A 21,047-nucleotide genomic window follows, 5' to 3' on the forward strand; every position below is an offset into this window, starting at 1 on the left:
GCGACTTGTTTTAGATGCTGTAATAAAGTTCAAACTCGATTGGATGAACCAGGCTGCGTACTTGCGCAATGTCCATTTCTCGCAAAGCAATATAACTATTAATGAAATCCTTGCTAAACACATCTCCAGCCAGAAGAAAATCATGATCTTGCCGCAAATGGTTAACTGCTTCTTCCAAAGAGCTGGAAACCGTTGGAACATCCACTAATTCCTCTGGAGGCAAGTCATACAAATCTTTATCCATTGGCTCTCCGGGATGAATTTTTTTCTGGATGCCATCAAGGCCAGCCATCATCATTGCCGCAAAAGCAAGATATGGATTTGCGGTGGGGTCTGGAAAACGTACTTCGATACGACGTGCTTTCGGATTGTTGATATGAGGGATACGAATTGCAGCCGAGCGATTACGTGCGGAATAAGCCAATAATACAGGGGCTTCAAAACCAGGTACTAATCGTTTGTAACTGTTTGTTGCCGGATTAGTGAATGCGTTGATTGCACGGGCATGGCGAATAATACCACCAATATAATACAGGGCTGTTTCAGACAAACCTGCATATTGATCACCAGAGAATAAGTTCACGCCCTCTTTTACCAAAGACTGATGACAATGCATGCCACTGCCATTATCTCCCACCAATGGTTTTGGCATAAACGTTGCTGTTTTACCATAATTATGAGCGACGTTATGAACCACATATTTTAAAATCTGCAGCTCATCGGCTTTTTTGGTAAGGCTGTTGAATCGAGTAGCCACTTCACATTGATTTGCTGTTGCTACTTCATGATGGTGTGCTTCAACTTCAATCCCTAATGTTTCAAGAATTTGACAGATGGCTGAACGAATATCCTGAGATGAATCAACGGGTGGTACCGGAAAATAACCGCCTTTAATGCTAGGCCGATGACCAATGTTGCCTCCTTCCACCACTTTACCTGAATTCCACTGAGCTTCTTCCGAATCGATTTTATAAAATGAACCACTGATATTTGTCTCCCAACGTACATCATCAAACAGGAAAAATTCGGGCTCCGGACCAAATAAAGCCTGATCGGCAATACCAGTGGATTGCATATAAGCCTCGGCTCGTTGTGCCAGAGAACGGGGATCGCGTTCATAGCCCAACATCGTCTGCGGATCAACCACATTACAGCGAATAAATAGTGTATTTTCTTGATAAAACGGGTCAGGAAGAATACTGCTTAAATCAGGGACTAATGCCAAATCTGACTGGTGTATTTTTTGCCATCCCTTGAAGGAAGATCCATCAATCATTTTTCCAGATTCTATGAAATCATCACTGACAGCAGACACTGGTATAGTAATATGTTGTTCTTTCCCGCGGGTGTCGGTGAAACGTAAATCAATAAATTTAGCATCGTGTTCTTTAATCGCATTCAACAGCGCGTTTTTACTCATGGTTGTCTCCGTGATTGGCCTTGGCTAGTTTACCTTAAGTGACTTATGAAACCCAATAGATTAAACTACCCCATATACAATAAATTCGGGACTAATGCTAGAGGCTATTAGTGTTCTTGTTTTATTAATCCATTAATTGGTTGCAAAAATGTATGGGCGCCTATCAATATCAAGCGCTGAAAAAATCAGGAACAGCCTGTAAAGGTATTATTGAAGCAGACTCAGAGCGGCATGCCCGCCAATTATTACGGGAACAAGGCTTAATCCCGACACAAATTCATACCTTTAAAAAAATACACCAGGCAAAACATAAAAATAAGTTATCTGCCCAGGAATTATCCTTATTTACTCGTCAACTGGCTACATTACTTGCTGCAGGAATTCCCGTCGATGAATCATTACATGGAGTGAGTGAACAAACTGAGAAAGACAAAACACGACAATTAATTATTGGCGTCCGTTCTAAAGTGATGGAAGGTTACTCATTAGCTCAGGCCATGGCAGAGTATCCCTATGCTTTCCCAGAACTGTATCAAGCAACGGTAGCTGCAGGAGAGCAAACAGGTCGCCTGGATTTAGTCTTGGAAAAACTGGCTGACTATACTGAAAATCAACAACAAACTCGACAAAAAATCCAGCAAGCTCTGATTTACCCTAGCCTCATGATCGTCGTCTCAGCTGCCATCATCAGTTTTTTATTGGCATTTGTCGTTCCTAAGATTATTGATGTATTCAGCAGCAGTGGTCAATCACTGCCACAAATGACGCACGTCCTTATTATTATCAGTACGTTTATTAAACGTTACGGACTATATACTCTATTATTTTTGATTCTTCTGGTATTAGGTTTTAAAAAAAGCCTGGCTAATCTGCGGGTAAAAATCGCGTGGCATCGAATCCTATTAAAATTGCCAATCGTATCTTATCTTGTAAAATCAATTAATGTAGCACGATATATCCATACTTTTAGTATTTTATTTGCTGCTGGTGTCAGCGTCTTGGAAACCATGCGCGTATCCGCGAGCCTAATTAGTAATCTTGTTATGCACCATGCGTTTGATATAGCTGCTGTTCGCGTAAAAGAAGGGACAGCCATTCATATGGCCCTTAAGGAAACCAGATTTTTAAACCCCATGGCGGTTCATTTAATCGCCAGTGGAGAAAAAAGCGGTCAGCTTGCTTCCATGATGGAGCGTGCTGCCCTGCATCTCGATAATGAGGTCAAACGGCTCATTGATACCGCATTGACCCTTTTAGAACCTTTAATCATACTTTTAATGGGTGGAGTCGTTCTTTTCATTGTTTTGGCAACATTGTTGCCAATTTTTTCTATGGAGCAACTTGTAATATGAACAAGCAGCGTGGCTTTTCTCTGATTGAAATCATGGTTGTTGTTGTTATTCTTGGAATTTTAGCATCCATTGTTGTCCCGAGAATCATCAGCAGACCTGATGAGGCACGAATTGTTAAAGCGAAACAAGACGTGCTGGCGATTCAAAATGCATTGGATCTTTATAAATTAGATAATGGATTTTACCCAAGCACCGATCAAGGTTTGCTTGCTTTGGTCGAAAAACCAAACTCCAATCCCATTCCTCGTGACTGGAAGCCTTATCTTAAATCGCTACCAAAAGATCCTTGGGGTCGTGAATATTTGTACTTAAATCCTGGCCAACATGGAGAAATTGACGTTTTTACCTTAGGTGCAGATGGTCAACCAGGCGGCACAGGAGTCAATGCAGAAGTTGGTAATTGGGATGCAAATTCATAATTCCGCGCCCTTCTATAAGGTAAAAGGATTTACTTTACTTGAAATTTTGGTCGTGTTGATCATCATTGGTATTACGCTTGGGTTTGCCCTGCTTGCATTTGGGGATTTTGGCGAAAAACGGCGCATTATAGTCGCTGCCGAACAATTTACTCATTACGTAAAATTAGCTCAACAACAAGCAATCTTAGAAGCAAGTACTTTAGGCATTCATTTTAATAAACAGACTTACCAGATACTTCGCTTTACTTCCTCAGGACATTGGCAGCCTTTGCCGCAAAAAGGCATTTTTCATACCCAGAAAATTCCCAGTAACACGACGTTCGATTGGGAGACTGAGAAAAAAAAGGGGGAATTTCCTGAAATTATTATCAACGCATCAGGAGATACAACACCGTTTACGCTTTATTTTGGCTCAAATAAGACCTCAAAACTGGCTGCCGTGATTGGAAAGCATGATGGCAGTATTATATTGCAAACGGTGAATTCGCCATGAGCAAATCTAAAGGATTTACTTTGATTGAAGTGCTTCTTGCACTCGCTGTCATTGCGATTGCTCTAACGGCCCTGTTAAAAGCCACCTCGCAAGACGTTGTTTTTACCGATAGAATTAAAGAGAAAACAATCCGTCATTGGGTTGCTATGCAGGGTATTACAATGATCCAATTAGGCCTGTTACCTATTTATTCAGGGCAGGAAGTGACACAAGTCACAACCATGTTTGGCGAACGATGGTATTGGCGGGCAAAACTCCTCCCAACGTCAATAAAGAAAATGGAACAGATTCAGATTGTCACCAGCAAAAGTCAGGCTGGTCCTTTTCATGATCCCTTAATTGCCTTTAGGTATATCCCATGAAAATTCATGGTTATACATTGATTGAAATCATGGTCGCCCTGGCTGTTTTTGCAATTCTAGCTGTTTTAACGTCTGTTGCCATGTATCATGCATTCAATACTCGTGCCAGAGTTAGTTTCCATGCTGATCGATTAAATGAATTACAGTTAGCTGTTATCATGATGACTCGCGATGCAGAGCAAGCGGTAAATCGTCCCGTTCGTGAAAAAGAAATGCATCTAATTCCCTCTTTTGTTGGCCAACCGTATTATTTTGAATTTACTCGCGCAGGCCTAGTCAACCCTAACGGCTTAGAAGATCGCAGCACTCTTAAACGAATTGCATTTATTTGCCATAATCAACAATTAATACGAAGAAGCTGGTCAACTCTTGATGAACCAAAACGAAAACAATATCAGGATAAAATCTTACTTAATCATTTGGAGGCTTGTTCTTTTGCCTATTTAACTCACAATCGACAAATCTTGTCGGAATGGCATGAACATGTCGTCATGCAAAATCAAATTAAAGATCCCATGCCTATTGGCATACAATTGACCCTTAAATTAAACAATTGGGGAGAGATGAGTTTGCTCTTTATTATACCCGAGGGACTTTATGCAGGATAAATCATCTCAACAACGTGGCAGCGCGTTGCTTTCTGCTTTATTTATCATGACCCTCGTAGCCATCGCAGCTACGGCCATGACTACCCGATTACAATTAGATATATATCGTACACGTCTTACCATAACCAGCGATAAGCTGTATCTTGCATCCCAAGCAGTGACTTTCTGGGCGATGGAGATGCTTGCAAAAAAAAAGGCCATCCTGCCTCATGCTGAAGGACTAGAATTTCCTAAAGAATTTGCAACCATTTATCCGCAAATTCTTACCAAAGGACATCTCTATGATTTACAAGCACGATTTAATCTAAATAATTTACAAGATCCAAAATATCAAACACCATTTTATCGATTATTAGAAATAATTTTAACTAAAATACCAGATACCCAACGCAAAATCCTAGTCAAAGCCACACAAAACTGGATAGCTCCTTACCGCCCGGATCGTGGCCATGATGAATTTGAGAGTTTTTATTTACAACAAAACCCAGCTTACTTGCCAAGCCATCAACTGATGAAGAGTGTTTCAGAATTACGCCTAGTCCACGGCATTAATGCTTCTATGTATCAAGCTCTCTTACCTCATGTCATCGCATTGCCTGAAACAACCCCCATCAATATCAACACAGCTTCTTTAACGGTATTGATGACATTAGGGAATGGTTTAAATCGATCCCAGGCCAATGAAATTATACAAATACGGGGAGGTGAAGGAATCACGAACCTAAATGCGCTTCAGTTACTCTTAAAAAAATTTGATATCCCTACTGATCAGATAACACTAGAAAGCCAATATTTTCTAAGCGTCGCATATACTACTTCTGAAGACTTAAATCTGATAAATTTTACCATTCTAAAACGCAACAAGGATAAAAAAGGCAAGATAACCGTGAGTCTTGTGTATGAAGGCATGAATACCCTTTAAATGCAGAACATTGATCTCATGATGGTGAAAATAATAATCCTACGAGCACAACCCCTAAGGGATCTTATCAACGTCTTGATTGTTCTGAATTGTGATTTGTTTTAAGAAATGTTCACCTTGTTCTTTGTCGCTAACCGATAATTTTGATTCCAAACGCTTTAAATCTTTTTTAGCTTGTTCGTTATGATTTTGAGCGGCCAATTTTAACCAGCCATAGGCTTTAATAGTATCTTTAGGAACCCCAAGACCCGCGGCGTATAAATAGCCAAGTTTTCCCTGAGCCATGGCATTGCCGTGTTCAGCCGATTTATGAAACCAAAAAGCTGCTTTTTGATAATCTTTATCTAGTCCTGTTCCGGTTAATAATAATTGGCCAAGTTGCGCCTGGGCAAACGGATTGCCTTTTTGGGCAGACTCATAATACCAAAAGGCAGCTTTGTGAGCATCCCGTTTAACACCCAAACCATTTAAGTATTGATAAGCTAGATAAGCTTGGGCATTAATATGCCCTTGATTAGCTGCCTGCTGTAGCCAGTAGGTCGTGGCCTCTTGATTTGGAGGAATTCCATACTTGCCACTATATAATAATGCAAGACTGTATTGACCTTTTTCATCCCCTTGTATCGCTGCTTTTTCATACCAAAATAAGGCTTCATTTACGTCTTTTTCTGTTCCATAGCCCATCATATACTGGTATCCAAGATTCACTTGCGCTTTGCTGTATCCTTGCATCGCCGATTTTTTAAACCATATAAAAGCGCGTTTTTCATCTTTATCTGTGCCTTCTCCTATTGCATACATCAAGCCGACATTGCGTTGCGCAATTTCATTGCCCTGTTTTGCTGCTTTTAAATACCAGGAAAATGCCTGTTTATAATCCTTGGGCACACCATGCCCCGCATCATACAAAAAACCTAGACTCAATTGTGCCAATGCATTCTTTTTCTCGGCTGATTTTCGATACCAATCTAATGCATTTTTTATGTCTTTATTAACACCCAACCCATATTGATACATGCGACCAATTAAATACATCGCCTCTTCATTACCTTGTTTGGCTGAAATAATTAACTGTTGGTATGCTGTAGGATAATCACCGTTTTCATAAGCAGAAAATCCAATGAAATCATCTGCAAAAGCAGTGTTTATAACAAGACAGAGCGCGAGCAGAATAGGACGCATGTCCACTCCGAAAATAATCCCTTATTCTTTAGAGTAGAATATCCAATCAATAAATCAAACTTTTAAACATCTTGTTCTCTGTGAAATTTAAGCCATTTTATCCTGTAATTGGGGCAGAACCGATTTGGGTAATAGCAACCAATAATACCCTTTGTTTTTCATATGACCGGCAATGTAAATCGCTTCTTCTCCCATTCCCCAATAAACATCCCCGCGCACTGGGCCACGAATTGCGCCACCAGTGTCTTGTGCAATCATAAGCCTTTGTAGAGGTAGGTGTTTTTTTTCCTTATCTGGCCGCGTGGTACTTAACCAGATCGGAGTCCCCATTGGAACCCATTGGCGATCCACCGCCAATGAATAACCTGACGTTAAAGCTACGCCTTGTGATCCTAATGCTTCTTCACGCGGTAATGTATGAAAAAATACAAAAGATTGATTTTGGTTTAATACAAAATCAACTTGTTTGGGATGCGTTTTAAAATACTTGCGAATGCGTTGCATCGATGCCGTATCTTTCGTCATGACTCCTTTATCGATTAATACACGGGCAATCGACGTATAGGGTCTGCCATTCTCACCAGCATACCCTAAAAATAATTTTGTTCCATCAAGCAGTTCAATACCACCGGAACCCTCGATTTCCAGAAATTGATGATCGACCCGGTTAGCAATCCACGCGAGTACCGGCGCCTCTTTCTCAATGGCGCCTTCTGCGATTTGTTTGCTGGTATAATAAGGAACTAATTCGTTTCCTTGCAGTCGTCCAATAATCTTTCGATGATGTTTTAGTTCAGGATAAAACCGCCCTAAATCAACCGTAATTAGATTCTTGGGAAGACCATAAACAGGCGTATTATATTCTTTTGTTTTCGTCAAACTTCCCCGCACCATAGGCATATAGTAACCGGTAAACAACCCTTGAACAGGTTGTTCTTCATAAAAAGCAACGGGAGTAAACCATGTTTCAAAAAATGCTCTGACTTCTTTTTCTGAACCACCATCCATTTTTAATGAGGCTTGACAAATAGGATGCCAGTCTTTTGCTTTTACCTCGATGTATTTACTGCCAACGCTTTTCTCAGGTTTTTGTTTTAAAAAGATCTTACAGGACTTTTGAAAAGTAAGAAATGAAGCGCTTGGGTCATCTCTTCCCCATCCAGGCAAATCGGTAAAAGCCAATTGTTTTAGATGAAGCGCTTGCGCAGGCGGAGGTTTTTTCCATAAAAAAAATAGAGCCGCAAGAACTATCAGAATGATAAAAATCAGAATAAGAAATAATTTTGCTTTCATAACTGAATAAAGTTTACACCAAATGAAATTTAATGCAACAGTATTGTATCCGCATTCCAGGTGAAACTTGATCTATAATTTAACGATGCACAATCTAATATCACACATTTTCTGCTAAATGTTTACTTTATCAGATGCAATAAAGGATTTACGCGATGAAAAAGTATAATTTTTTTATTATCTTATCAATTATTTTAAGCATTTTGAGCATAAGGAGTTTTGCCATGAGCTTATCTTTTTCTAGTTCAGTTTTTGCACCAAATGCCAGAATTCCCTCGCAATATACTTGCGACGGTGCGGATGTTTCACCACCACTGACCTGGGGCAATCAGCCCAAGGGAACAAAATCCTTTGCCTTAATTATGGACGACCCAGATGCACCAGGGGGCACTTGGGATCATTGGGTGTTGTTCAATATCCCTGCAGGTAAACTTGAATTACCTGCCAATGCTGAAGTTCCTGATGGAGCTACCGCTGGTATAAACAGCTGGGGAAATACCAAGTATCAAGGTCCTTGTCCTCCAAGCGGAACTCATCGTTATTATTTTAAGCTGTATGCGTTAGATACAATATTGACTTTAAATTCTGATGCAAATAAGCAAGACGTTATCAATGCCATGCGAGGTCATATTCTTACAGAAGACATTTTGATGGGACTTTATACTAAGCCATGAATTCCATATTCTGCGACAGGCTTATCCATTTGCTGCGGAAAGTGAGATAAAAATCCTAAGTGGTGGATACATTCATAATTTGACCCAACGCAACCGTAATGAATTAATAATGACCGAGACAGAACTCAGAGACATGGCCGCGGCAGCAATGATGGGACTTAAAAGTAATCCAAAGAATGGGTATAACACCCCTGCCGCAATTGGAACGCCCAATGCATTATAAATAAACGCAAAAAATAGATTTTGTCGAATATTTCGCAATGTTGCATGCGATAAATGCCACGCTCTAACAATGCCATTTAAATCACCATGCAGTAAAGTGATTCCAGCGCTTTCTATTGCCACATCCGTACCAGTGCCCATGGCAATGCCAATATCAGCACGCGCAAGTGCTGGAGCATCGTTTACACCATCTCCAGCCATGGCCACAACCTGTTTTTTTTCTTTTAGTGTTTCTATCACATGATGCTTATCTTCAGGCATAACCTCAGCTTTTACTTGTCGGATCCCGAGTTTATTGGCTACCGCTTCTGCGGTTTTCTGACTATCTCCTGTCAACATGACAATGTCGATGCCTTGCTTCTGCAGCTCATGAATTGCTGTTTTTGTGGTGGATTTAATTGGATCTTCAATAACCAGGAGCGCTGCTAATTTATCATCTATGGCCACAAACATGACCGAGGCCCCTTCGGAGCGCAACTCATCGGCACGACTTAGAAACGTATTGTCGTTTGCTAATTTTTCTTCCATCAGTTTGGCATTACCAACTGCCACAGCATGTGAATCCACCAATCCTGTAACGCCTTTTCCTGTCGGGGCATTAAAATCAATCGCTTTAGAATAAGATAAGTTTTTTTCTTTAGCTGCCATAACAATAGCCTTGGCTAAAGGATGCTCGCTGTTACATTCTAAGGCAGCAGCTAGAGCCAATACGTCATCTTCATTAAAATCTGACGTTGTAACAATCTGAGTAAGTTTTGGCTTTCCTTCTGTTAATGTTCCAGTCTTATCGATGACTATCGTATCTACTTTTTCCATGCGCTCCAAAGCTTCTGCGTTTTTGATTAACACACCATTTTTTGCGCCTTCTCCTACGCCAACCATCACAGACATAGGCGTAGCCAATCCCAATGCACAAGGACAGGCAATAATCAACACAGATACTCCAGCAATAAGACCATAAGTGAATGAAGGTTCAGGTCCTAATATTGCCCAAATAATAAAAGCAATGATCGCAATCAGCAGGACGAGCGGCACAAACCATCCAGAAACCTGATCAGCCAGACGTTGAATTGGAGCTCGACTGCGCTGAGCTTCACTGACCATTTGTACAATACGAGCAAGCATCGTGTCTTGACCAACATGAAGTGCTTTCATGACAAAGCTGCCCGTTTGATTGATTGTGCCGCCAATCACGGTCGACCCTTTGTTTTTCTCTACCGGCATCGGCTCCCCTGTCACCATCGATTCATCGATATAGCTTTTGCCATCGATGATCTCCCCATCCACAGGAATTTTTTCCCCGGGACGCACACGCAACCGATTGCCTTCTTGCACTTCATTGAGCGGTATTTCTTCTTCATCTCCTTTTTCATCGATGCGATGAGCAATGGTAGGCACCAGCTTTAATAAAGAGCGAATAGCGCTTCCAGTTTGTTCGCGTGCTTTTAATTCCAAAACCTGGCCCAATAAGACCAGCGTTGTAATCATTGCAGCCGCTTCAAAATAAGTTGCCACCATCCCCTGTTCATCACGAAATGCATTGGGAAATAAAGCAGGAAATAATAAGGCAAATACACTGTAACCCCATGCGACACCAACACCGATAGAAATCAAAGTAAACATATTTAAATGTCTGGAGACAAAGGATACCCATGCACGCTGAAAAAATGGCCAGCCGCACCATAAGACCACCGGCGTTGCTAAAATCATTTGCAGCCACATTGAAACGCTTGTCGGCATCCTATCGACAAAAAAAGGCGCGCCCATGTCTAAAATCCAAACAGGTAAACTTAAGAGAAGGGAAAGCCAAAACCTGAAACGCATGTCTTTGTATTCCGAACTTGTAGTTTGATCCGATGAAACCGTTTCCGGTTCTAAGCCCATCCCGCAAATTGGACAATTTCCTGGACTGGGTTGTCTAACGTTCGGATGCATTGGACAAACGTAGAAGATAGCATCCTCGTTTTTTGAAGCCACTGAATTTGTTTTTCCACGATGCTCGTGATGGTGAGTACAATGTTCATTTTTCATGAGTCACTTATCCCTAAGTTGCCAATCAGGCTATGAATGCGCCAGGAAATTGGAGAAATATCGCAACACCCATTCTTCACTTAAATGCTCAAAACAATCATGCAAAAAATCAGCAAGTTCATCTGCCGATAACTCATGCTCAGCACCAGGTGTCTCAATATCGTGATGAACATATGCCCCAAAAAAACGGGTGCTGAAAGAATAATAATCTCTGGTATGCAAAATAAACACATGCCACATATCATCTAATAACAATAATGGTCCGAATAGATAAGTACGACGCTCACTAAGTTGCCGATGCACATTAAGCCATAACCAAGCAAGCAAATCAGTAAACAATTGATTTGCTTGTTCTGGCGTTACATCAGAGTGATGATGGCAATAATATTGAATAACCTGCTGATTTTTATAGGCAAGTAATTCTGAGAGTTTAGGCAGTTGCATTAGCCGCAACAGGCTTTTCGCCATGGTTTATTCTTTGTTATCCCACGAACAATGCGACAAATCATTTCTTCTCGAGTCATAGCGCCTCCTGTTTTTGTATTAAGTCTCACTGAACGATTCAGATTTTAGCCTTGTATAATTCATTGTCAATACAGCGTCTGCATCATTCTATCAGCGCTATAAAGCTTCAAAAATCGCTGCAGCCCCCATACCCGTACCAATACACATGGTTACCATACCATAACGGCCTTTTATGCGATGTAAACCATGTAATAATGTTGACGTACGTATCGCTCCTGTTGCTCCCAATGGATGACCAAGTGCAATAGCCCCCCCTAACGGGTTCACTTTATCACGAGGTAAATCTAATTCTTTAATCACTGCCAAAGCCTGGGCAGCAAACGCTTCATTCAATTCGATCCAATCCAGCTTATCCAACGTCAATCCGGCTTTTTTCAAAGCAAGAGGTATCGCATGCACTGGCCCTATCCCCATGATTTCAGGAGGTACACCAGCTACAGCAAAGCTCAACAAACGTCCCATTGGCGTTAAATGATATTCTTTTAAAGCACTTTCATTGGCAAGTAAAGCAATGCCTGCTCCATCACTCATTTGAGAACTATTACCAGCCGTAATACTTCCTTTTGCTGCAAAAACCGGTTTTAACCGTGAAATAACTTCGTAAGATGTATCTGCCCTTGGTCCTTCATCATCACAAACCAGGCGTTTTTTATTTTTAATTTCTAAATGAGCTAAATCAGCCTGGCGCACTGTAATTTCAATCGGACTAATCTCTTTTTTAAAATCCCCCCGCTGCTGGGCTGCAATGGCACGCTTATGACTTTCAGCCGCAAACTCATCTTGTTGCTCACGCGAAATATTCCACCGCGTTGCCACAATTTCAGCGGTAATGCCCATACCATAAGCAATGGCGACATGTTCATTATTAAAAATAGCAGGATTTGCTGTGTATTTATTACCGCCCATAGGTACTTTAGACATGCTTTCAACCCCGCCGGCTAAAGCGAGCGCCATATCACCTTGGGCAATGGAAGCTGCCGCTGTTGCAATGCTTTGTACCCCAGACGAACAAAAACGATTAATAGTCATTGCTGGAATGGATTGTGGTAAATCAGCAAGCAATGCCGCAATACGCGCTACATTCATGCCCTGCTCAGCTTCCGGCATTGCACAACCGATTACCACATCTCCTATTTTTTGCCAGTCCACATCGTCATGACGCTGCATGAGGCTTTTTATTGTATGCGTCAATAAATCATCCGGTAGCGTATCCTTAAATACGCCGCGTGGCGCTTTCCCAACGGGTGTACGTAACACATCAACCACATATACATTTGTCATAAATAAATCTCCCTCTCAATTACGTAGTGGCTTGCCAGTTTCCAATACATGGCTGATTCTGGCTTGCGTTTTTTCCATGCCAGCCAGAGTCATAAACACCTGCTTTTCCAGATTTAATACCCAAGCCTCATCCACCCATTCGCCTTGATTGATGTCTCCTCCACATAATACAGCTGCCAGCTGATCTGCCAGGAAATAATCGTGTTGCGATATAAATCCACCTTCAAGCCAATTGACCAACCCAACCTGTAAACGTGCATGCCCTTCTCGGCCAGCCACCTTAAAACGAGCGGATAAAGGAGCTGTATAATTTTGAGCTTGCATTGCTTTAATTTCAGCCAAAGCCGCGTACAACACTTCATTTTTATGCATCACCCAAGCATCTTTATTTTGCAGATATCCACGTTGTAAGGCGTCAGGAGCACTGCTTGCAACGTAGCCAGTTGCAATTTGTTCAAAATAGGGTTTTATAAAAATCATTAAATCCGCATCCGCTGCTTTCATGGCAGCAGCCATTGCCATTTCTTTGCAACCTCCCCCGGCAGGAATAAGGCCGACTCCAGCTTCTACCAATCCTGGATAAGATTCAAACCCAGCTATCACTCGGTCACAGTGCATCATCAATTCACAGCCACCACCCAATGCCCTTCCTCTCAATGCGGCAACTGTAGGAATGGATGTATACTTCAATCGCATGGCAAGTTGTTGAAATTGCTCGATCATCTTCTCCAGTGCATCCATTCGATTTATATGAATTAATTCGGCAACCCCACGCAAATCTGCACCTGAACTAAAATTAGTTTCATCATGTTGGTACAGGATTAATCCTTCATATTGTCTTTCAGCAATCGTCAAGGCTTCACTTAAACCATCCAGTACAGCTTGTCCAATGGTATTAGCCTTGCTCTTAAAACTGACCACTGCAACATTGTCCTGAAGATGCCATAAGCGTACTCCGTCATTTTCATACACAGTTTCTGTATGAAAGCGAGGTTCGTTGATGACATGGTCGGGGAAAAATTGACGCTTATAAACAGGCAACTGACTACCGCCTGTAAAAAATTTATTCGCTGGAGAAAACGCACCTTCTTTCGTATAAAAATCTTTTAATTGTCCTAACCAGGATGGTAATCGAGCATCACTCAACGCATGACCAGACTCTATGGCCTGTTCAATATATTGTTTCATATCAACCACACCTGCTTCTTGCCAAGTTTCAAAAGGTCCACGCTTCCAGCCAAATCCCCAACGAATCGCCAAATCAACATCACGTACTGTGTTGGCAATTGTTTCTATGTGATAAGCACAATAATGAAACAGATCACGAAAACAAGCCGTTAAAAAGCGCGCCTGCTTGTTATTGGAATGAAACAGTTTCTGCAAACGCTCTTGCGCGGGCAAATGCATCATTTCTTTAATGTCATGATGTACTGCTCCGCTAATAGCCTGATATTGATCTTGTTTGACATCATACACTTCAATGGATTTACCATTTTTACGATAAATACCTTGTCCTGATTTTTGCCCTAAATACCCCTTATTAATTAAATTGCTCAACCAATCAGGTAACTTAAAAAGAGGATACCAAGGATCATCAGTCAATTGTTGCTGCATGGTATGAACAACATGCGCCATAGTATCAAGTCCCACCACATCCATAGTACGAAACGTTGCTGATTTTGGACGTCCCAATAAAACACCCGTCAATGCATCGACTTCATCCAATCCTAACCCCATTTCTACGGCATGATGCATGGCTGAAAGCAGTGAAAAAACACCAATGCGGTTTGCAATAAAATTAGGGGTGTCTTTAGCACGTACTACGCCTTTCCCTAAATAACGAGTTAACCAGGTTTCAAGATGATTTAATAAATTCTCATCCGTTGTTTCCGTTGCAATCAATTCAGCCAAATGCATGTAACGAGGCGGATTAAAAAAATGCACGCCACAAAAACGTTTCTTCTGATGCTCTGTGAGAGATTGACTTAATGCATTAACACTCAACCCCGAAGTATTACTCACAAGAATTGATTGGTCATTTAAAACTGGAGATATGCGTTGATATAATGCTTCTTTCCAATCTAAGCGCTCGGCAATCGCTTCAATAATCAAATCACACTCGCTTAAATCCGCTAAATGATCTTCATAGTTTCTTGCTTGTAGTAAAGAGGCTGTGTGGGAGGTCGCTAAAGGAGACGGTCTTAATTTTGCTAAATGAGCGATGGCCTTCTCTACAATGTTATTGTGACGCCCTTCTTCTTTTGCAGACAAATCAAACAAGAGGGTCGAAAACCCCGCATTCACACAATGAGCAGCTATTTGTGCGCCCATAACTCCAGCGCCGAGAACCGCAACTTTTTTTATAATAAATGGTTCTTGCATAATGACTTCCTTTTTACTTTTTATTAGATCTCAAATTTTATTCCCTGCGCCAATGGCAACGAGTCTCCCCAATTGATCGTATTCGTTTGCCGACGCATATAACCCTTCCACGCATCCGAACCAGATTCACGACCACCACCGGTTTCTTTTTCCCCACCGAAAGCACCGCCAATTTCGGCACCTGAGGTACCGATATTAATATTGGCAATGCCACAATCACTACCGCACGCACTTAAAAACTGTTCTGCATGTTTCAGATTTTGTGTAAAAAAGGCGGAGGACAACCCTTGGGGAACATCATTTTGCATACAAATAGCCTCATCGATTGACTTAAATGGCATGATATAAAGAATTGGGGCAAACGTTTCTTCCTGGACGATTTTACTGCTGTTATTTAAGTCAGTGACCAACGTTGGTTGCACAAAATAGCCTGCGCGCGTCAATGCTTGACCTCCAAACAATACCTGTCCACCTTCAGCAACGATACGCTCAATGGCACACTTGAACTGCTTAACGGCCTGCCTGTCAATCAAAGGTCCCATTAGATTTTTGCTATCAAGTGGATCACCTATCGTAATTTGCTGATAAGCATGTTGCAATCGCTTGACAACATTTTGATAAATTGCATCTTGTACAAACAAACGACGTGTTGACGTACAACGTTGTCCCGCAGTTCCCACAGCACCAAATACAATCGACGGGATTGCTCGTTCAAGATCAGCCGATTCATCTAAAATAATGGCATTATTTCCGCCCAACTCAAGTATGGTTCTACCTAAGCGTTCTGCAACATTGATCGCCACTTTCCGACCTACAGACGTTGATCCTGTAAATGAAATCAAAGGGATTCGACCATCATTCACCAGTGTCTCGGCCACCTCATGGGATTCCGGGATAATCAGTGAAAAAATATCAGGGCAATCATTTTTTTTCAGTACCTGACAGCAAATGTAATGAGTCGCGATGGCACACAGTGGCGTTTTTGCAGAAGGTTTCCAAATGGTTACATTACCACAAACAGCGGCGATAAAAGCATTCCATGACCATACAGCCACAGGAAAATTAAATGCGGAAATCACGCCAACAATACCATAAGGATGCCATTGTTCATACATACGATGATTTTCCCGTTCTGAATGCATGGTTTTCCCATACAACATGCGGGACTGGCCAACCGCAAAATCGGCTATATCAATCATTTCCTGTACTTCACCATCTCCTTCTTGTTTCGATTTTCCCATTTCCAAGGAAACCAAGCTTCCTAACCAATCTTTATGCTCCCGTAACGCTTGACCTATTTGTCGTATGATTTCACCACGTTTAGGAGCAGGAACGTTGCGCCAGGCAAGAAATGCTTGTTGAGCACCCTCTACAACATGCTGATAGTCTTCCATAGTACAGCTGGCCACTTCGGCAATGATTTCGCCGTTACTTGGATTAATAGATTGAAAACGAGTCTGACCGATTTTACTTTCCCATGCATGGCTGCAATATGCTCCAGCATTAATTGCTTGAATATTAAGATGTGATAAAAAATCCATCGTGATGTGCTCCTGATGTGCATTGCTCTTAAAATCTATCAAGGAATTACGTCATAAAACCATACGAATCGGCCTAGGCATAGTGCTGGCCAAACCGATTTGCCAATATATCCGCCAAGCGAAAATTTTCCTGTAAAATAATTCCATGATGCTCGTTGGCTTGGCCTAATACCAAATCGACGACAGCACAAACGCCTGAAGCAGTGCTAATTTGAATGGCCGACCATTCCAAGCCACGTATTGTTTTTGGATATACTTTTTTTACATAACTTTTTTCAGTTAATTCACCTTCTTTAATGCCTTCCACGGTGACATACACAATCACAATATCCTGATAGGTTTTAGGTATTGCCTTTTCCAAAATGCGTTTTAATGTGTCTCGATCTTCATTTAATTTCAGGTCATTCATTAAAAATCGCATTTTCGTGCAATGACCAGGATAGCGCATGGTTTTATAATTAAGACTTTGAATTTTACCAGCATACAGTTCGCCAAGACTGCCCACCCCACCTGACGTATTAAATGCTTCGTATTCACAACCATCAATCTGTATCGATTCCAAACCTTCCAATGGAGCTAATACGGCCGGCTTACTTGCTTCAATACCATAACACGGGTTACCGTATTCATTAATCACACCGTCTGTAGACCAGGTTAAAGAATAATGAAGTGCATTACTTGCGCGTTGAGGCAATGCACCAACACGAAGCTTAGCATGATGACAATGTTCAAACTCTTGCATCAAACTGTTCGCGGCAATGCTGATAAATCCGGGGGCCAAACCACATTGAGGCACAAAAGCAGTACTTGCATCTGCCGCAATGGCTTTAACCGTATGGGTCACTGAAGTATCTTCCGTTAAATCAAAATAGTGCGTTTTAGTTTCTTTAGCAACGTTAGCCACATGCGTATTTAAAAAATAAGGCAGGCTGGAAATAACAGCAATTATCTCGTGTTTTTGGATGTAGGATTTTATGGATGTTTCTTCTCGAACATCGAGCGCGACCGTTTTAATTTGCGGCATAACTTGTAATAAACGAGTAACATCCGTGCCGTTAAACTCAAGATCAGCCAGATGAACTTGATAATCATTACTGTCAGCCAGCATGCAAGCGATCAAAGTGCCAATTTTCCCTGCTCCTGTAATCATTACGTTATACATACAAGATGCCTCCTTCCATAGTAAGTTGTCATCGTACATGCCCTAAACTATAATTTTAAAGTCAATTTAAAGAGCATGTCTTCTATCATTTTTCCCGCTCTCCACAATACTATGAAACAATATTGTTTCATAGGTTCTTAGAGCTTGTTAACACACTTGACCTTCGTCAGTAACTCATCTATTGTCAGCAGCATTTGTATTTTTATCCATTAAGAATGAATCAGATGACCGCGACCCATTGGTTGACGCAGATCCGCATCACTTCTAATTGGCGTGTCCATCTACTCCCTGCCTTTTTGGCCGGATTACTCATTCCCTTAGGTTTTGCCCCTTTTCATCTTCCCGGACTTGCAATTTTAGGCATTGCTGCTTTCTTTGGTTTGCTTCATCGTTCATCCTTAAAACAGTCCTTCTATGTCGGCTTTGTATTTGGTTTAGGCGCGACCGGCTTGGGTGTTTCATGGGTTTACATCAGCATCCATGAATATGGTCATGTTCATTCTTTAGGTTCCGCAGCGATCACGTTGTTTTTTATTGCTTATTTATCTCTGTATCCAGCATTGGTGGCATTCTTATATAAAAAACTTGCAGGGGGACATTCACTTATTTTCTCTTGTCTTCTGTTCAGCGCACTTTGGTGCCTTGGGGAATTTTTACGCGCCACATTTATGGGAGGATTTCCCTGGTTATTACTGGGCTTCGGACAAATAGACACGCCACTTAAATATTTATTACCCGTTATTGGCATTTACGGCGCCAGTTTTTTTGCCTGCCTATCGGCCACTTTTCTGACTGCTGGAACACTTTCTCCACGAAATAAACAATATGCATGGTTTATTGCTTTTGCTCTTTTACTTTTATGTCCCTCTCTCCTGAACGGTAAAGAATGGGGAAAAATCAGCAGTTCACCAATCTCTGTTGGAATCATTCAAGCCAATTTATCGATGCGAGATAAGTGGGATGAATCATTATTCTGGCAATTGCTGCAACAATATCAAACAGCTGCTGAACAATTAATTGGGAAAAATCAACTCATCGTCATGCCTGAATCGGCCATTCCTGTTCCAGCCAGCTATATTAGTGATTTTCTTGATGAGCTTGATGATAAAGCACAAAAAAACGGCAGTGCCTTATTACTGGGGGCTCTCCAGCCAACCGACACAGATGAAACTCAATTCTACAATGCCATGATTTCTCTTGGTCAAGCCAAGGGTAATTATTTAAAACAGCATCTTGTCCCTTTCGGCGAATTTATCCCTCGTCCATTTCAACAATTAATGGAGTGGTTGTCCTTGCCAACAGCCAATATGAATCATGGGAAAAAAAATCAACCGCTTATTGAAATACAGAACCATCCGATTGCCACATTAATATGTTATGAATTGGCTTACCCTCAACTATTACGTAAGCAATTGCCAAAAGCTGAGTGGATTGTGTCCATTAGTGATGACGGTTGGTTCGGTCATTCCTTTGCAATATATCAACAATTACAAATGGCGCAAGCATTATCTATTCAAACGGCAAGGTTTCAAGTCGTTGCCAATAATGATGGTTTATCTTCCATCATTCATGCAAATGGTGATATTCTCGCCTCACTGCCTGCCTTCACGGCTGGGACTCTTGAGGCAACCATACAACCTTTATCTGGAACATCGCTTTGGGTGTATTTAGGAGATAGTCCTATATTACTTTTAAGTTTATTCATTTTTTGTATGGCTTTATTTAGTAATAAAATTAAATCGTAAATTATATCTGTACCTATTACATTTAATTTACATTTGAAAAAACTCTTTTTTTATAGATTAAAATTAAAATAATATGATCAGTTTATATTCACTTTAGTTTCCTATACAAATCCTGCTTTGTGACCCCAAATATTTATGGCAGATAAATGTTGTAAAACCTGAGTCTTGTATATTTAAAATTGTTTGGTCAATCAAATCTAATAGTGGATAATTTGGCTGTACTGGAAAAGCGGCAAGATTTTGACCTATTAAAATGGGGGGAATATATAGGTTGTTAAGATTTTTTTTATAAATAAAATATTGAGCTTGGGCTTTATCCATAAAGACTCCATCAATTTTATCTTGTTCTATTAATTTCAGTCCTTCTTCAAAACTATTAATAAGAATGGGATTTAAATTATGCTTTCTAGCATTTTGTAATAATTCTGAACCTTTAATTGCGGCAATTTTTTTATTACGAAGTTCATCTATTGTCTGTACCTCGTATAAATGAGTTGTGAATATGATAATAGATGCTCCCCCATAGGATATTAGTAAGCTAAATAAAATATACCCACTTGTTTTCCATAGTAATTCCAGAATTCTGGCGCTCCATTTTTTAGGCATATTTTGCAACATTCCAAAAATCAAACGTCTCCACATGACAGCATCAATAAATTCTTTATAGTTATGAGGTAGTGTTTTCCCGCGCTCTAAATACCATAACCAATGGGAGTAGATAAAAAACAAAAAAGTGTAAAGTATGGCGAATAAAATAAATGTGCTAGCAAAAAAATATTTTATTGAGCTCAAATAATGTGGCTTTTCTTTTTTGAGTAACACAGTGCTTGTGCCGACAAAAAGTGCTCTACTAAAGTCAACTGCTTCTTCACGTCCCTTGGTAATATAAAAAGGAGTTGCAATAATATCGTACTTCCCTTCTTTTAACTCGCGAATATGCTTATTAAAGTTTGCATTCAAGCGGATGTATTGATAATCCTTTATTTTCAAATTCCTAGCGATTTCTTCCCATAATTCAATAGCAATACCTATAGGCTTTTGCTCATTAGGAACGTAATAAGAATAAGGAGGAAAATCAACCACGCCTATTCGAAGCGTTTTTGCATTGGTTGCTGTACTTAAAAAAACAAAGTAGCTGAAAAAGAATAATACATCTAATTTTCTTAGGAGAGATAGCATTCGAATTTTCTCCTGTTTAAACATCTATCAAGTTTTAAACAGATCCAGTCTTATATACCAAAACCCAAGCTAACAAATGGAAATAGAAAAAACATGGTTTATTAAATGATAATGTAAAATACAAATTACGTCATTTTGAATGCATTCTTAGATATTTAATGAGTATAGTTTATCAACGACGATATAAGTAAAACCATATTTTTTTGAATAATTTTATTCCAATCCACCATGATGAATATAATTCATAGTGAATC

Annotated in this window: 18 protein-coding genes; 8 read left to right on the plus strand and 10 right to left on the minus strand. The window is 40.5% G+C overall.

Annotated features, from left to right (window positions below):
* Positions 1–10: 10 nt before the first annotated feature.
* Entirely contained in the window at positions 11–1,420 is a 1,410-nt protein-coding gene (gene glnA / locus E1O52_RS03385) for a type I glutamate--ammonia ligase (protein ID WP_133127300.1), read from the minus strand.
* A 152-nt stretch (positions 1,421–1,572) separates the two neighbouring features.
* On the opposite strand from glnA, the gene lspF reads away from it, so the two are divergent.
* The 6 genes from lspF to gspK are packed head-to-tail and all read left to right on the plus strand — an operon-like array spanning position 1,573 to position 5,576.
* Complete coding sequence (gene lspF / locus E1O52_RS03390; protein WP_133127301.1) at positions 1,573–2,772, plus strand: GspF family T2SS innner membrane protein variant LspF; 1,200 nt, start codon at positions 1,573–1,575, stop codon at positions 2,770–2,772.
* The gene (gene lspG / locus E1O52_RS03395; RefSeq protein WP_133127302.1) at positions 2,769–3,191 is read left to right on the plus strand and encodes a GspG family T2SS major pseudopilin variant LspG; all 423 of its coding nucleotides are present in this window, start codon (positions 2,769–2,771) and stop codon (positions 3,189–3,191) included. Before lspF ends, lspG begins: the two co-directional genes overlap by 4 nt.
* Entirely contained in the window at positions 3,157–3,684 is a 528-nt protein-coding gene (gspH, locus tag E1O52_RS03400) for a type II secretion system minor pseudopilin GspH (RefSeq protein ID WP_133127303.1), read from the plus strand. Before lspG ends, gspH begins: the two co-directional genes overlap by 35 nt.
* A complete protein-coding gene (lspI, locus tag E1O52_RS03405; protein WP_133127304.1) occupies positions 3,681–4,046 on the plus strand; it encodes a GspI family T2SS minor pseudopilin variant LspI in 366 nt (121 codons plus the stop codon). Before gspH ends, lspI begins: the two co-directional genes overlap by 4 nt.
* On the plus strand, positions 4,043–4,654 hold the full coding sequence (lspJ, locus tag E1O52_RS03410; protein ID WP_133127305.1) for a GspJ family T2SS minor pseudopilin variant LspJ: 612 nt from the start codon (positions 4,043–4,045) through the stop codon (positions 4,652–4,654). The genes lspI and lspJ overlap by 4 nt, the downstream gene beginning before the upstream one ends.
* Positions 4,644–5,576 (plus strand): type II secretion system minor pseudopilin GspK, encoded by a 933-nt coding sequence (gene gspK, locus E1O52_RS03415; RefSeq protein WP_133127306.1) that lies wholly within the window; start codon positions 4,644–4,646, stop codon positions 5,574–5,576. The genes lspJ and gspK overlap by 11 nt, the downstream gene beginning before the upstream one ends.
* A 54-nt stretch (positions 5,577–5,630) precedes the next feature.
* Here gspK and E1O52_RS03420 read toward each other — a convergent pair whose 3' ends face one another.
* Both E1O52_RS03420 and mltA read right to left on the minus strand, forming a co-directional pair.
* Positions 5,631–6,758, minus strand: coding sequence for a tetratricopeptide repeat protein (locus tag E1O52_RS03420; protein ID WP_133127307.1), 1,128 nt, complete (start codon positions 6,756–6,758; stop codon positions 5,631–5,633).
* An 87-nt stretch (positions 6,759–6,845) separates the two neighbouring features.
* Positions 6,846–8,051, minus strand: a complete 1,206-nt coding sequence (gene mltA, locus E1O52_RS03425) for a murein transglycosylase A (protein WP_133127308.1) — start codon at positions 8,049–8,051, stop codon at positions 6,846–6,848.
* A gap of 224 nt (positions 8,052–8,275) precedes the next feature.
* Between mltA and E1O52_RS03430 the strand changes: the two genes are divergently transcribed.
* Positions 8,276–8,725, plus strand: a complete 450-nt coding sequence (locus E1O52_RS03430) for a YbhB/YbcL family Raf kinase inhibitor-like protein (RefSeq protein ID WP_207384170.1) — start codon at positions 8,276–8,278, stop codon at positions 8,723–8,725.
* 72 nt (positions 8,726–8,797) lie between these two features.
* On the opposite strand, the gene E1O52_RS03435 is transcribed toward E1O52_RS03430, so the two are convergent.
* From E1O52_RS03435 to E1O52_RS03460, 6 genes are all read right to left on the minus strand, one after another.
* Entirely contained in the window at positions 8,798–10,978 is a 2,181-nt protein-coding gene (locus tag E1O52_RS03435) for a copper-transporting P-type ATPase (RefSeq protein ID WP_133127310.1), read from the minus strand.
* A gap of 30 nt (positions 10,979–11,008) precedes the next feature.
* Complete coding sequence (locus E1O52_RS03440) at positions 11,009–11,446, minus strand: glycine-rich domain-containing protein (protein ID WP_242602142.1); 438 nt, start codon at positions 11,444–11,446, stop codon at positions 11,009–11,011.
* Between the two features lie 153 nt (positions 11,447–11,599).
* A complete protein-coding gene (locus E1O52_RS03445) occupies positions 11,600–12,784 on the minus strand; it encodes an acetyl-CoA C-acyltransferase (RefSeq protein ID WP_133127311.1) in 1,185 nt (394 codons plus the stop codon).
* 15 nt (positions 12,785–12,799) lie between these two features.
* On the minus strand, positions 12,800–15,166 hold the full coding sequence (locus E1O52_RS03450) for a 3-hydroxyacyl-CoA dehydrogenase/enoyl-CoA hydratase family protein (RefSeq protein WP_133127312.1): 2,367 nt from the start codon (positions 15,164–15,166) through the stop codon (positions 12,800–12,802).
* A gap of 23 nt (positions 15,167–15,189) precedes the next feature.
* Positions 15,190–16,707: an L-piperidine-6-carboxylate dehydrogenase gene (gene amaB, locus E1O52_RS03455; protein ID WP_133127313.1), complete on the minus strand. Its 1,518-nt coding sequence runs from the start codon at positions 16,705–16,707 to the stop codon at positions 15,190–15,192.
* A gap of 73 nt (positions 16,708–16,780) precedes the next feature.
* Positions 16,781–17,869, minus strand: coding sequence for a saccharopine dehydrogenase family protein (locus E1O52_RS03460; RefSeq protein WP_133127314.1), 1,089 nt, complete (start codon positions 17,867–17,869; stop codon positions 16,781–16,783).
* Positions 17,870–18,093: 224 nt separating this feature from the next.
* On the opposite strand from E1O52_RS03460, the gene lnt reads away from it, so the two are divergent.
* On the plus strand, positions 18,094–19,614 hold the full coding sequence (gene lnt / locus E1O52_RS03465; protein WP_133127315.1) for an apolipoprotein N-acyltransferase: 1,521 nt from the start codon (positions 18,094–18,096) through the stop codon (positions 19,612–19,614).
* 93 nt (positions 19,615–19,707) lie between these two features.
* Here lnt and E1O52_RS03470 read toward each other — a convergent pair whose 3' ends face one another.
* Positions 19,708–20,793 (minus strand): transporter substrate-binding domain-containing protein, encoded by a 1,086-nt coding sequence (locus E1O52_RS03470; RefSeq protein ID WP_165474691.1) that lies wholly within the window; start codon positions 20,791–20,793, stop codon positions 19,708–19,710.
* Positions 20,794–21,047 lie beyond the last annotated feature (254 nt).

Source organism: Legionella nagasakiensis, from assembly GCF_900639915.1.
GTDB lineage: Bacteria > Pseudomonadota > Gammaproteobacteria > Legionellales > Legionellaceae > Legionella_A > Legionella_A nagasakiensis.